This window comes from Arthrobacter sp. SIMBA_036 (genome assembly GCF_046535135.1).
Classification (GTDB): Bacteria; Actinomycetota; Actinomycetes; order Actinomycetales; family Micrococcaceae; genus Arthrobacter.
This window is the reverse complement of the sequence record NZ_JAWRXG010000002.1, coordinates 416,206-429,793: the sequence shown is the minus strand read 5'-3', so window position 1 is coordinate 429,793 and position 13,588 is coordinate 416,206. Positions and strand designations below refer to the sequence as shown.

12 protein-coding genes are annotated in these 13,588 nt (G+C 62.9%); 10 read left to right on the top strand and 2 right to left on the bottom strand.

Annotated elements, in window-relative coordinates; genetic code table 11:
* Positions 1-41: 41 nt before the first annotated feature.
* The 7 genes from gcvP (at position 42) to SB659_RS04620 (ending at position 10,288) form a co-directional block, all read left to right on the top strand.
* Positions 42-2,900, top strand: a complete 2,859-nt coding sequence (gene gcvP, locus SB659_RS04650) for an aminomethyl-transferring glycine dehydrogenase (RefSeq protein ID WP_410549682.1) — start codon at positions 42-44, stop codon at positions 2,898-2,900.
* 12 nt (positions 2,901-2,912) lie between these two features.
* Positions 2,913-4,061, top strand: a complete 1,149-nt coding sequence (gene gcvT, locus SB659_RS04645) for a glycine cleavage system aminomethyltransferase GcvT (RefSeq protein ID WP_410549642.1) — start codon at positions 2,913-2,915, stop codon at positions 4,059-4,061.
* A 43-nt stretch (positions 4,062-4,104) separates the two neighbouring features.
* The gene (gene gcvH, locus SB659_RS04640; RefSeq protein WP_284977488.1) at positions 4,105-4,491 is read left to right on the top strand and encodes a glycine cleavage system protein GcvH; all 387 of its coding nucleotides are present in this window, start codon (positions 4,105-4,107) and stop codon (positions 4,489-4,491) included.
* Between the two features lie 252 nt (positions 4,492-4,743).
* Positions 4,744-6,156 (top strand): L-serine ammonia-lyase, encoded by a 1,413-nt coding sequence (locus tag SB659_RS04635; protein WP_284977489.1) that lies wholly within the window; start codon positions 4,744-4,746, stop codon positions 6,154-6,156.
* Between the two features lie 103 nt (positions 6,157-6,259).
* Positions 6,260-7,348 (top strand): lipid II:glycine glycyltransferase FemX, encoded by a 1,089-nt coding sequence (locus tag SB659_RS04630; protein WP_284977490.1) that lies wholly within the window; start codon positions 6,260-6,262, stop codon positions 7,346-7,348.
* Positions 7,349-7,455: 107 nt separating this feature from the next.
* Positions 7,456-8,772, top strand: a complete 1,317-nt coding sequence (locus tag SB659_RS04625) for a peptidoglycan bridge formation glycyltransferase FemA/FemB family protein (RefSeq protein WP_284977491.1) — start codon at positions 7,456-7,458, stop codon at positions 8,770-8,772.
* A 28-nt stretch (positions 8,773-8,800) separates the two neighbouring features.
* The gene (locus SB659_RS04620) at positions 8,801-10,288 is read left to right on the top strand and encodes a threonine/serine exporter ThrE family protein (protein WP_410549641.1); all 1,488 of its coding nucleotides are present in this window, start codon (positions 8,801-8,803) and stop codon (positions 10,286-10,288) included.
* A 13-nt stretch (positions 10,289-10,301) separates the two neighbouring features.
* Here the strand turns inward: SB659_RS04620 and SB659_RS04615 are convergent, their stop codons facing one another.
* Both SB659_RS04615 and SB659_RS04610 read right to left on the bottom strand, forming a co-directional pair.
* On the bottom strand, positions 10,302-11,144 hold the full coding sequence (locus SB659_RS04615) for a siderophore-interacting protein (RefSeq protein ID WP_284977493.1): 843 nt from the start codon (positions 11,142-11,144) through the stop codon (positions 10,302-10,304).
* A gap of 161 nt (positions 11,145-11,305) precedes the next feature.
* Positions 11,306-12,076, bottom strand: coding sequence for a uracil-DNA glycosylase (locus tag SB659_RS04610; RefSeq protein ID WP_410549640.1), 771 nt, complete (start codon positions 12,074-12,076; stop codon positions 11,306-11,308).
* A 127-nt stretch (positions 12,077-12,203) separates the two neighbouring features.
* On the opposite strand from SB659_RS04610, the gene SB659_RS04605 reads away from it, so the two are divergent.
* The 3 genes from SB659_RS04605 to SB659_RS04595 all read left to right on the top strand — a co-directional run bounded on the left by SB659_RS04605 (position 12,204) and on the right by SB659_RS04595 (position 13,568).
* The gene (locus SB659_RS04605) at positions 12,204-12,515 is read left to right on the top strand and encodes a DUF3263 domain-containing protein (RefSeq protein WP_410549681.1); all 312 of its coding nucleotides are present in this window, start codon (positions 12,204-12,206) and stop codon (positions 12,513-12,515) included.
* Between the two features lie 49 nt (positions 12,516-12,564).
* Complete coding sequence (locus tag SB659_RS04600; RefSeq protein WP_410549639.1) at positions 12,565-13,179, top strand: LytR C-terminal domain-containing protein; 615 nt, start codon at positions 12,565-12,567, stop codon at positions 13,177-13,179.
* 185 nt (positions 13,180-13,364) lie between these two features.
* Positions 13,365-13,568, top strand: coding sequence for a cold-shock protein (locus SB659_RS04595; protein ID WP_284974157.1), 204 nt, complete (start codon positions 13,365-13,367; stop codon positions 13,566-13,568).
* The last annotated feature ends 20 nt before the right edge of the window (positions 13,569-13,588 follow it).

Genomic DNA, 13,588 nt, shown 5'->3' with positions numbered 1-13,588 from the left:
GGGACCCAGCCGCTGTGGCGTACACAAACGCCGCCCAAGTAATGGAGTTCCCCGTGACGGTTAGTTCTGCCTCCACCACCTTCGTCGATCGGCATATCGGCGCACGACGCCAAGCCGACGTCGACACTATGCTCGCCTCCGTCGGCTATGACACGGTCGATGCCCTGGTTGACACCGCTGTTCCCAAAGATATTCGTCAGGACGTTGCACTCACGCTCCAGGACGCGTTGAGCGAAGTGCAGGTTCTCGCTGAGCTCCGCAAGCTGGCGTCCAAGAACAAGACCGCTGTGCAGATGATCGGGCAGGGTTATTACGACACCGTCACGCCCCCGGTGATTCGCCGCAACATCCTTGAGTCGCCGGCCTGGTATACCGCGTACACGCCGTATCAGCCGGAAATTTCGCAGGGCCGCCTCGAAGCTCTCTTGAACTTCCAGACCATGGTCCAGGACCTGGTTGGCCTCCCGATCGCCAACGCGTCGTTGTTGGACGAAGCCACGGCCGTTGCCGAAGCCGTCCTGATGATGCGCCGGGCGAACAAGTCCGCAGCTGCGCGTGATGGCAAGACCGTCCTCGACGCCGACTGCCTCCCGCAGACCATCGCCGTGGTCAAGGGCCGCGCCGAGGCGTTGGGTTTCGAGGTTGAGGTCGCGGACCTCTCGCTCGGGCTTCCCGAGGGTGCCATCAACGGTGTTGTGCTGCAGCAGCCCGGTGTTTCGGGCCGCGTGTTCGATCACTCTGCTGTGATCGCTGAGGCCAAGGAACGCGGTGCGTTGGTCACGGTTGCTGCCGACCTTCTGTCCCTGACGCTCATCACCCCTCCCGGTGAGCAGGGCGCTGACATTGCGGTTGGTTCCGCGCAGCGCCTTGGTGTGCCGCTGTTCTTCGGCGGCCCGCACGCGGCGTACATGGCTGTCCAGAAGGGCCTGGAGCGTTCCATGCCGGGCCGCTTGGTGGGTGTTTCCAAGGATGACGCCGGTGTCCCGGCCTACCGCTTGGCGCTGCAGACCCGTGAGCAGCACATCCGCCGTGAGAAGGCCACGTCCAACATCTGCACGGCACAGGCGCTGCTCGCGATTGTTGCTTCGATGTACGCGGTGTACCACGGCCCCGACGGCCTGAAAGCGATCGCTGAGACGGCTCACAACCACGCCCGTACCCTCGCGGCCTCCCTGAAGGCTGCCGGCGTCGAGGTCCTTCACGGTTCCTTCTTTGACACCGTCACCGTCCGCGTACCGGGCCGCGCTGCAGAGATCGTGGCCGACGCCGAGGCCAAGGGCATCAACCTCCGCGGCATCGACCCCGACACGGTTGGCATCTCGGTTGATGAAACCACCACGACGGCGGTAGTGGCCGACGTTGCGTCGGTGTTCGGCGCTTCGGTTGCCGAGTCTACGGAGGGCTTCGCACTGGAGGGGTCCGTGGAGCGTACGAGTGACTTCATGCAGCACCCGGTGTTCAACACGCACCGTTCCGAGACCCAGCTTCTCCGTTATATCCGTAAGCTCTCTGACCGGGATCTGGCGTTGGACCGCACCATGATTCCGCTGGGTTCGTGCACCATGAAGCTGAACGCGACCGCTGAGATGGAAGCGATTTCGTGGCCGGAGTTCGCCTCCATCCACCCGTTCGCGCCGGAGTCCCAGACCGAGGGGTGGCGTGAACTGATCAGCGACCTTGAGGCGCAGCTGACCGAGATCACCGGTTATGACCAGGTGTCCATCCAGCCGAACGCCGGTTCCCAGGGTGAGCTCGCCGGTCTGCTCGCGATCCGCGGGTACCACCGCTCCAACGGCGATGACCAGCGCAACGTGTGCCTGATCCCAGCGTCGGCGCACGGCACCAACGCGGCGTCGGCCGTGCTGGCCGGGATGAAGGTTGTTGTTGTGGCCACCGCACCGGACGGCACCATCGACCACGTGGACCTGAAGAACAAGATCGAGGCCCACCGGGACGCGCTCTCGGCCATCATGATCACTTACCCGTCCACGCATGGCGTCTACGACGCCGACGTCCGTGAGGTGTGCGACGCGATCCACGAGGCCGGCGGCCAGGTGTACATCGACGGCGCGAACCTCAACGCACTCGTGGGCCTTGCCCAGCCGGGCAAGTTCGGCGGGGACGTTTCGCACCTGAACCTGCACAAGACCTTCTGCATCCCGCACGGCGGCGGCGGACCCGGTGTTGGCCCGGTCGCAGCGAAAGCACACCTGGCACCGTTCATGCCCGGCGATGCCACGTCCTGGACCGAAGGCAACGGCGTCCCGATCTCGGCGTCCCGTTTCGGTTCGGCCGGTGTCCTGCCGATTTCCTGGGCGTACGTGAAGCTCATGGGCGGCCAGGGCCTGACCGATGCCACCAAGTCCGCGCTGCTGGCCGCGAACTACATCGCGTCCCGCCTCAACGACCACTTCCCGGTCCTCTACACGGGCGAGGGCGGACTCGTTGCCCACGAATGCATCCTGGACCTTCGCGAACTGACGGCCACAACGGGTGTTACCGCTGAGGACGTGGCCAAGCGCCTCATCGACTTCGGCTTCCACGCCCCCACCCTGGCGTTCCCGGTGGCGGGCACCCTGATGGTGGAGCCCACCGAGTCCGAGGACCTGGCCGAGATCGACCGGTTCATCGAGGCGATGATCACCATCCGTGCCGAGATCGACCAAGTCGCCGCCGGGGACTTCTCCGTGCAGGATTCCCCTCTCCGCCGCGCACCGCACACGGCAGCCGCCGTCGTCAGTTCCGATTGGGACCGCGCGTACCCGCGTGAGCAGGCCGCGTTCCCCGTCCACCACCTCAAGCAGGACAAGTACTTCCCGCCGGTCGGCCGGATCGACGGCGCAGCCGGTGACCGGAACCTCGTGTGCTCCTGCCCTCCGATCGAAGACTTCGAGAACTAAGGGGTTCCTGCAATGACTGAGAATTACACCGCTCTCTACGAAGAGCACAAGAAGCTCGGCGCGTCCTTCACGGACTTCGGTGGTTGGCAGATGCCGCTGAAGTACTCCTCCGAGCTGGCCGAGCACCACGCCGTCCGTAAGTCCGCAGGCCTGTTCGACCTCTCCCACATGGGCGAAGTCTGGGTCACCGGCCCCGAGGCTGCCGCGTTCCTGGACTACGCCCTGGTGGGCAAGATTTCCGCCATGGCCCAGGGCAAGGCAAAGTACTCGCTGATCTGCGACGCTGACGGCGGCATCATCGATGACCTCATCACCTACCGCCGCCCGTCACCTGTGGAGGGCGAGGACAAGTTCCTCGTAGTCCCCAACGCCGGCAACGCCAAGGTTGTGGCCGCCGAGCTGCTGGAACGCGCTGCCGGCTTCGACGTTGTCGTGGAGGACGCCTCCGCGTCGACTTCACTGATTGCGGTCCAGGGCCCGAACGCGGAAGCCATCCTCCTTCGCCTGGTGCCGGCCGAACAGCACGCGCTGGTCCAGGACCTGAAGTACTACGCCGCCGTCGAGGTTCCGTTCACGTTCGACGGCGGAACCCAGGACCTGCTGCTCGCCCGCACCGGATACACCGGTGAGGACGGCTTCGAGATCTTCGTGCCCAACGAATCCGCCGCTGCGCTCTGGCAGGCGATCACCGAGGTCGCAGAAGACGGAGAGCTCGTCCCGGCGGGCTTGGCTTCGCGCGACTCCCTGCGCCTGGAAGCCGGAATGCCCCTCTACGGCAATGAGCTCTCCCGCGAAGGGGACCCGTTCGCTGCAGGGCTCGGGCCTGTGGTGGCCCTGTCCAAGGAAGGCGACTTCGTCGGCAAGGATGCACTCGCGGCCTTGAAGGCAGACGGCGCCGGCTCTACCAGCGGGCGTAGGCTCGTGGGCCTCAAAGGCCTGGGGCGTCGCGCTGGACGCGGGCATTACCCGGTCTTGAAGGACGGCGCAGTGGTCGGTGAGGTGACCTCGGGCCAGCCGAGCCCGACGCTCGGCTACCCGGTAGCGTTGGCTTATGTCGACGTCGAACTCTCCGAGGTTGGCACCCCGCTGGACATCGATCTCCGGGGGAAGAGCGAGCCGTTCGAAGTCGTAGCACTGCCGTTCTACAAGCGCCAAAAGTAACCCGCCGGTTTTAGTTGTAGTCACCACACGTAAAGGAAACAGAATGCCCAAAGTAGCGCCCGAACTGCAGTACTCCGACGAGCACGAGTGGGTTTCCCGCGGCGAGGGAAACTCGGTGTCCGTTGGGATTTCCGAGGTTGCCACCGACGCGCTGGGCGACATCGTCTACGTTGACTTGCCCGAGGTCGGATCTGCCGTAACCGCTGGCCAGACCTGCGGAGAGGTGGAGTCCACCAAGTCCGTCTCGGACCTGTACTCGCCTGTCACCGGCGAGGTCACCGAGATCAACGACGCCGTTGTCAGCGATCCGGCCCTGATCAACAACGACCCCTACGGCGCGGGGTGGCTCTTCAAGGTAGCCGCTGAGTCCGAGGGCCCGTTGCTTTCGGCCCAGGAGTACGCCTCCAAGAACGGTGGAGACCTTTCCTGATCTCTGTGCCCGCCATTTCGTGGGCCCGCTGCGCAGGACGCCGTACGCTCGGCACGATCCGCAGCGAGGCCCCGAAACGGGCGCGGATGGGCGTAGCGTTGAATGCAGTAACTGAATAACTTGCGACGCCGGATTGCCGCCTTTGGGGGCCGTCCGGCGTCGTGCTTCGGTCGCCTTCCGTCACGAGCGGGAGTGGCCATCCGGCAGGACCATCTGCCGGAACGCCTCAAGTTTTATGAAGGAATCACGGCTATGGCTGTTGGTGTTTTTGATTTGTTCACGGTGGGTATTGGTCCGTCGAGTTCGCATACGGTAGGGCCGATGCGGGCTGGCGCGGTGTTTGCCCGGGAGCTTGTGGACAGCGGCGTGCTGGGGGACGTTGCGGGTTTGCGCGTGGATTTGTATGGGTCGTTGGCTGCGACGGGTCGTGGGCACGGGACCATGACGGCGACGTTGTTGGGGTTGGAGGGGTTTCAGCCCGAGTTGATCCTGCCCGATGAGGTGGAGGAGCGTCTCGCGGCGATCGCTGAGACCGGGTTGTTGAACCTGGCTGGTGCTTCGGGTGGGGGTGTGCAGTTGCCGTATGCGGTGGAGGATATGGTGCTGCATCCGTTGACTGTGTTGCCGCGGCATACGAACGGGATGAGGTTCGCGGTTTCTGATGCTGAGGGGAACGTTCTCAAGGAGGCGACGTTTTTCTCGGTGGGTGGCGGGTTCATTGTCCGTGAGGGTGAGGAGAACGCGGCCCGGGCTGAGTTGGAGGAGTCGAGGAAGGAGTTGCCGCTGCCGTTCCGGACGGCGGCCGAGTTGCTGGGCCGGTGTGCCTCGAAGGGGTTGGGAATCAGCGACATCATGTTCATCAATGAGCGGGCGTCCCGGTCTGAGGAGGAGATCCGGGAGGGTTTGCTGCATATTTGGGCCGTGATGGAGGCCTGTGTTGAGACTTCGTTGAAGCGTGAGGGTGTGTTGCCCGGGGGGTTGCGGGTCCGGCGTCGTGCTCCTGATTGGTTGGAGCGGCTCCTGAAGGAAGACAAGGACCGCAATGATCCGAAGTACTGGCAGGAGTGGGTGAACCTGATCGCGTTGGCGGTTAATGAGGAGAACGCCTCCGGCGGCCGGGTGGTGACGGCTCCCACGAATGGTGCTGCGGGGATCATTCCCGCGGTGTTGTATTACGCGCTGCACTACGCCCCCGGTATGGAGAACGCCACCCAGCGGGACCGCGATGACGTGGTGGTGAAGTTCTTGCTCGCTGCCGGTGCTGTGGGCGTGTTGTATAAGGAGCAGGCGTCCATTTCGGGTGCCGAGGTGGGGTGTCAGGGCGAGGTGGGGTCGGCGTCGTCGATGGCTGCTGCCGGGTTGGCTGAGGTGATGGGTGGTACGCCGGGTCAAGTGGAGAACGCGGCGGAGATCGCGATGGAACACAACCTGGGGCTCACGTGTGATCCGATCGGGGGGTTGGTGCAGATTCCGTGTATTGAGCGGAACGCTATTGCTGCGGCGAAGGCGATCAATGCCGCGAAAATGGCGTTGTGGGGTGACGGTACACACCGGGTGTCCCTGGATGAGGTGATCGTGACCATGCGGGAAACGGGCAAGGACATGTCCGACAAGTACAAGGAAACCGCGATGGGCGGCCTCGCCGTCAACGTCGTCGAATGCTGAGCGCAACCGCCTGATTTTTTGATCCCGATAGACTGGGTCCTGCATGTCCGCATGCACGCTCCACTCTGAACACCTACGCTCAACACGGCACCAAACCCTGAGATTGGACACGGCCACCTTGCGAGAATTTACCGCCCGCTTTGCCACCGCCGAGGAAACCGATAACTGGGACAAGCACATCACGGCGAATCCCAACGGCGGCAACATGCTGCAGTCGGACGCCTATGCGGCAGTCAAGGACGGCAACGGTTGGCTGGTCCGCCGCCTGGTGGTGGAGACTGCCGACTACACCAGCTACAACCTGTTGCTCGAGAAGAAGTTCCCGGTCCTCGGCCGCCTCTGGTACCTCATCAAGGGACCAGACGCCGCCTCTGTCGAGGACATCAAGCCCATGCTCACGGCCGTGGCGGCCCTGGCGAAGGATCAAAAGCTAAACGTCTTCACCATCAAGATAGAGCCCGACGTCGTCGAGTCGCCTGAGGTGACAGCGCAACTGCGCGCAGCCGGTTTGGTCAAGGCTCCGAACATCCAGTCGAACGACTTCACGGCGATCCTGAACATCGCGGCACCGGCCAATGAAGTGCTCCGGAGCATCTCATCACGGGCGCGGAACGCCGTCCGCAGGGCTGAACGCGAGGGATGCGAGGTTCTGCAGGCCGAGCCGGGCGAGGACAGCTACCGCAAGCTCTATGCGCTGATGCAGAACACCGTGAACGCCAAAGGCGCCATGCCGCTACGCAGCTACGAGTACTACGCCACTTTCTGGGGCGAGTTCTGCAGCCGCGGCCAGGGACACTTTTTCTTCGTCTACGAGGACGGCGCACCAAGCGTGGGCGCTTTCGTCATCAATTACGGTTCCAAGGCGACGTACAAGGACGGCGGCTCCACGCAGAACCGCAAGCAGTACGGCGACTCGCACTTGGTCCAATGGGCAGCCATCCAGCGGATGCAGGAACTCGGCTGTGTTGAGTACGATTTCTGCGGGACCCCTCCGGCTGCCCGCATCAAAGACAAATCCCACCCCCTGTACGGCCTTGGATCCTTCAAGACGAGCTTCACCAAGACCGTCACGGATTTCGTCGGGTGCTACGACATGGTCCTGAGCCCGCTCCGCTACAAGCTGTGGCTCAAGGGTGCCGAGAAGGTCTTCCGTCGACTCGAAACAATGCGTACCGGCGGCCAGTTCTACTGAGCGCGTAAGAACAGCCAGCAAGCAAGGCCCGCCCCGGCTACTCACGGGTGCAAAATCTACTTTTAGGTGAGGTAATTTCTTTGACACCGATTCAGGCTGGAACCGAAATGGAATTCGTGATTCTCAGCGACACTGATTACGAGACGTTCGCCAAAGGACACCCTCAGGGTAGCTTCATCCAATCCATGGATCTGACGAGGTTCCAGCGCGCACGCGGGCAGGAAGTGGAGCTCTTCGGGGTTACCAGGGGTGGAAGCCTCATCGCTGCCGGGAAACTCGTCTACGCGTCCAATCGCTTCGGCTACAAGACCGTGGACTGCGCCAAGGGCCCGCTGATGGATTATTCCGACGCCGCGGCGGTGCGCTTCGTCGTCGAGCAGTTGAAGAAGCACGCGGCTACCAAGAAAGCTGCTGAACTGCGGATCTCACCCAACGTCCGGTACATCGCACGGGATGAGGAAGGCGCGGAACACCCGGAGATTGAGGACAACCGGCCTCTGATGAAGGAATTGGAGGGCCTTGGATTCCAGCATCAGGGTTTCGATATGAACTTTGCCAACATCAACTGGATGTTCGTGAAGCAGCTCGACGGGATCGCGGATTCCGAGGAACTCATCATGGGTATGAACTATCGGACGCGTAAGGCCATCCGTAAAGCCGAGAAGAACGGCGTCTACCTCGAACAGGCCACCCTGGAAACACTGGACGACTTCTACAACGCCCTCAGCACGGCAGGGGATGAGAAGGGCTTCACCTACCGCGAACGCGAGTACTACGAGCAACTTCTCCGCAACACCTCCGATGAGTTCACCAAGCTCATGATGGCCAAGATCAACATCCCTGAGTATCGGGCGTCCATCACCGAGCGCCTGGAAGCTGAATCCAAGACGTTGGCCGAACTCAAGCGCGAGGTCGAAGAAACCGGCAGCAAAAAGAAGGCCAACCGGATCAAGGTTGTACAGGACCTCGTGGACAGCTACGAGCGGAGCCTGAAGGACATCGAACGATTCCCGGACTCGGTGGGCGTGGCCACCGTTGCCGCCATTCACTTCGCATGCTCAGGTGATGAACTGGTGTGCGTCATAGGTGGAACCGTCCAGGACTACATCTATTTCAACGGCGCAACATCCCTTTACTGGGGCATGATGCTCCATGCGCTGAACAACGGGTACTCCCGTTACAACTTCTATGGCACGTTCGGAATCCAGGGCCAGGACGAGACTGGCCACGGCGGTTACGAATTCAAGAAGGGGTTCGGCGGTGAAGTTGTCCAGCTGATTGGCGATTTCGTGGCGCCCGTGAATCCCGTGGCCTTCACCGCGTACCGGACGGCCAGGAAGCTTGCAGGGACTGTCCAGACCGTTCTGGGAAGATTACCAGTAGAGAAGTTGCCCGTACTGAGGAAACTCCGGGGGAATCGCTGATCAAAGAGGCAAAGGGGAGGATCGCTGCGTGACTGAATGGCCCGAAGGGTCCGGCGGCCGTCCGCCAATGGATGGCTTGCCCAAGACCCAGCCGCTGCGCCCATCGCAGGTGCGGCAGAACGTCACCGCAAAACGCATGCTGATGCGATTGGTCCAAGGGGACAGTCCGCCCACCGCGCCCATGAATATCGTGGACCGGCTTGCGGGAAGTCCTTACGCCAATCCCACCATCCAGGTGGCAGGAGTGGACGCCTCCGCCCGGAAAACGATCGACTTCGCCCTGCATCTGGCCGAAGTCATGTTCCGTTACGGTGCCGGTGCCCTTGAGGTTGAGACCAGCATGATTGCCGTGACAGCAGCCCTGGGCCTCAAAAACGTTGAAGTGGACATCACCAACCAGTCTGTCGCCATCAACTACGCGCCCAAGGACCAGACGCCCATTACGCTTCTTCGCGTGGTCCGGTCCTGGACGAATAATTATGCGGGGCTCGCCCAAGTCCACCAGTTGGTGACCGACATCATCGCAGGGGGAGTAGGCCGTGACGAAGCAGTTCGTCGCCTGAACGGCATCATTCGCAGCGCCAAGCCGTTTCCACGCTGGATGGTAACCATGGCCTTCGCAGTATTTGCCGCGGTCTTCGTGGGCGTCCTGGGTGGAGGCCTGGGAGCGTCCGCCGTTGCTTTCGCTTCAAACCTCATGGTCAGCTTGCTGGCACGTCAACTGACCAAGTGGCGGACCGCGGATTTCTTCGTCACCATGGCGTGCGCGTTCCTGGTGACCTTTATCGCGTTGATGCTTCGATGGGCCGGCGTAGACATCGCGCCTTCGATTGTGGTTGCTGGCGGCATCTTGCTGTTGTTGCCTACAGGTCGGCTCGTTTCAGCCGTGCAGGACGCCATCAATGGCTTCCCCGTCACGGCCGCGGGACGGTTCCTCTCCACGTTGCTCACCTTTGGCGCCATCGTTGCGGGCATCGCCGTCGCCGTGGTGGTGGGAACGGTGATGGGAAGCGCGGTGCTGGACGTCACCCAAACATTCCCGGACGCGTACCCTTTGTGGGGCAAAGCGGTCTTGATAGCCATCGCTGTGTTGGCCATCGGAGTCACCGAACAGACGCAGATGCGATTGCTCCTCCCGACGGCGGCGGTAGGTATCGTGGGCTTCTTTGTCCTGTGGGGGGTCGGCCAAGGGGGTGTCGGGGACCGCCTGTCTCCGGCGGTTGCCGCCGTCGTCATCGGTTTGTTGGCCAGGGTCCTCGCGCTCAAACTGGGCGCCCCGCAGCTGGTGGTCGCTGTTCCGGCGGCCCTGATCCTGCTTCCGGGGCTTACTATATTCCGCTCCATGTATGTTTTGACCGTTGAGGGTGGCAACATTCTGGTGGGGGCCGGCGGCATGCTGAATGCAGGTGCGATTGTGCTCGGGGTGGCCGCCGGAATTGTGCTGGGTGACAACCTTGCCCGGCCGCTGACCAAGGGGCTGTCCAGCAATGAGCGGCGCCGGGTACGGCGGCGCTAGTACCTGGAAAGGCCTAGATTTTGCCTACGGGCAATTTCTTCTCGGCTTGGAATACTTCCTCCACGCGGCCCTGCGCCCAGTACCCCGAGAGGGAGACCTGAGAACGCTCCAAGCCCCTTTGGCTGAAGAAGATTTCGCGGAGACCCTTCATGTAGCCGCGCTCCCCATGGGCGAACACGTCCACCTGGCCCGGTAACCACTCGATGCCGCGGAGCGCCTCAAGCAGCAGCTCGCTGGATCCGGCGGGTACTCCGCGGCGGAACAGCCAGTGGAGTTCGACGCCCGAAGGTGCCGCGATCGGGAGAATATCGGCCTCGCTGTCCACCTCCAGGAACACCATGCCCCGGGCTTCTTCGGAGAGCGACTCGACGCAGGCTGCGATGGCCGGAATGGCCGCGTCGTCGCCGGCAAAAAGGTGCCAGTCGACGTCGGGCGCTGGGCTGTATGCGCCACCGGGACCAGTGAAGATCAGGTCGTCTCCGGGTTGGGCGGCGGCGGCCCATGGTCCAGCCAAGCCTTCGTCGCCGTGGACCACAAAGTCGATGGCCAGTTCCTTGGCTTCCATGTTGACCCATCGGACGGTGTAGGTCCTTGTATGCGGCCACTGCTCGCGGGGCATGCTTTCCCGGATGGCCCACAAGTCCAGCGGCAGTTGGTAGTCGACGCCGGGCTGCGGGAAAACGATCTTGACGTATCTGTCTACGTGCTCGTTGTTTTCGTAGTCCGCGAAGCCCTCTCCGCCCGCCACAATCCGCACCATGTGGGGCGAAAGGAGCTCTTTACGCACCACCGTCAGGTTGACCTGCGGGCGGGTTTTGCGTGTGGCGGAGGATGTCGATGGGAGTACGGCGTTCATAGAAGCAAGCCTAGGCCACTGCCTGTCCGGAACCGCCCCCTCGTTGTGGGGCCCGCTCTGCAGCCTAAATCACCCTCCAACCCTGCAGAGCAGGCCCCACAACGGAGCAAACGACGCCCTTCAGACCCCTCCAGCTCGTGGGGCCTTGACTCGTGAGGCCTTTAGAGGACCGGAAGTTCCCAGTCAATCGGGGCGGCGCCCTGCTCGCGCAGCAACTCATTGGCCTGGCTGAAGGGCTTGGAACCGAAGAACCCGCGAGAGGCCGAGAGCGGACTGGGATGGGGAGACGAGATGGACGGGGCACCTGCCAGCAGGGGTTCGACAGACAACGCGTCCTTTCCCCACAGGATCGCCACCAGCGGGCTCTGCCGGCCCAAGCCGTCGGTGCGTTCCGCCACCGCCGTGACAGCCGCCGTCGTGATAGCCTCCCAGCCTTTCCCGCGGTGCGAGCCGGCAGCTCCCGCGGAGACACTGAGGACCCTGTTCAGGAGCAGGACGCCTTGATCGGACCAGGCGCTGAGGTCTCCGTGGACACGGGGCGGCAGGCCAAGGTCATCGTGGAGCTCGCGGTAGATGTTCGCCAGGCTTCGCGGGATGGGCCGGGTCTGCCTGGCCACGGCAAAGGACAGTCCGACGGCGTGTCCCGGCGTCGGATATGGATCCTGACCGAGTATCAGTACCTTGACATCGGCGAGGGGGCGCCGGAATGCCCGCAGGAGGTTGTCCGCGGAGGGCAGCACGTGGATACCGGCGTCGGCCTGGCCCGCCACGAAAGCCAAAACGTCCCGGAACTGTCCTTCCAGGGGAGACAAGGCAGCCGCCCAGTCGGGCGCCATCAACTCATCCAACGGCCTGCCCGCCAGTTCGGCAAAGCCAACGTCCGGCACCGCCGCCGGTTCAAGATCAAAGAGAGCATCCTCGCCAGTCACCACGCCATTGTCCCCTGCGTCCGGCGCCCATGCGAATGACAGCGTTGTTATTCGCCCCTACCATGGGGGTAGGTCTTTTCCCATCTGAGCGTCGAAGGAGCCTGCCATGGCAGAACCAGCACCGGATCCGATGGCGCAGCAAGCCACCCACTTTGACCGTGCGGACTTTGTCGGAAATACCCGCCCCGATTCCCCGCTCAGTGAGCGCGATCAGCAGATGTTGTCTCTGGAAAGGCAATGGTGGAAGTACTCCGGCGCCAAGGAACAAGCCATTCGTGAGCTCTTCGATCTCTCGGCAACGCACTACTACCAGATCCTGAATGCGTTGATCGATACCGAAGATGCGTTGGCGCACGATCCCATGCTGGTCAAGAGATTGCGTAGACTACGTACGTCCCGCCAGCGCGCGCGGACTGCGCGCCGCTTGGGGTCCGACGCGTAAAACGCCCGGCTGATCTGTCAGCAGCAACCAGCAAGGACAACGCTTCACCATGACCAAATATGCCAGGGACGAGTTCGACCAGGTCCCAGAGAACAGCTCCCGGCAAGGCGTCCACCGCGACGCCCAAGCAACGTCCCGGCCCGCTTTGTGGCCGGTCCTCACCGTCGGGGCAGTGGCCTTGGTGCTTGGCTTGGTGGCGTTCTTGATCCTTCCGCGCCTTGGGTTTGTGGCACCGAGCGCAGCGCCTAGCGTTTCGACGTCGGCACCCCGCCAGAGCAGCGCGCCGCCGTCAGCGGCCCCTAGCGCATCGAGCATCGCCCCGGCTGCGTCCCCGGCGCCCAGCGCGACGCCGTCGGAAACTCCCTCCGCGACCCCAACGGCGGCTCCCGTGGACAAGTCCACCCCGGTGGCTGTCTACAACGGTGCCGGCACGGCCGGTTTGGCCTCCAAGGTGGCCGGCTTGGTCCAAGGCGGCGGCTGGACCTTGGGTACGGTGGGCAACTGGGGCGGCCTGCCACAGAAATCTTCCGTCATCTTCTATAACGCGCCGGCCCAGAAGGCTAATGCCGAAGCGTTGGGTACCCTTCTCGGGATCCAGCAAGTAGTCGAGGCCCCTGACGTCCAGCAGCCGCTCGTTGTGGTCGCAGGTCCGGGTTACCAATAAACGCCGGGTCACCAATAAACGCCGAGTCACCAGGAAAACACGGCACCATCCCGGTTAAGCCTCAATAACAAAAGCGATGCACTTCGCCAGCGCGGCACCGCGTTGCGACCACAGTGGTTACAGTGGATTAACTCCGGCCCGGAGATCCCGGCTACCGGACTTTGGCTACTGTGAAAGTGGGCATCATGGCTTTGGGAACCGTCAAATGGTTCAACGCCGAAAAGGGTTACGGCTTCATCACTGTGGATGATTCCGGCGACGACATTTTTGTACACTGGTCCGCCCTTCAAATGGACGGATTCCGGGCCCTTGAGGAGGGCCAGAGGGTTGAGTTCGAATTGGGCGAGGGGCAGAAGGGCCCCCAAGCCGAGAGTGTACGCGTCGCCTGAGCCACGGACACTGGCTGCCT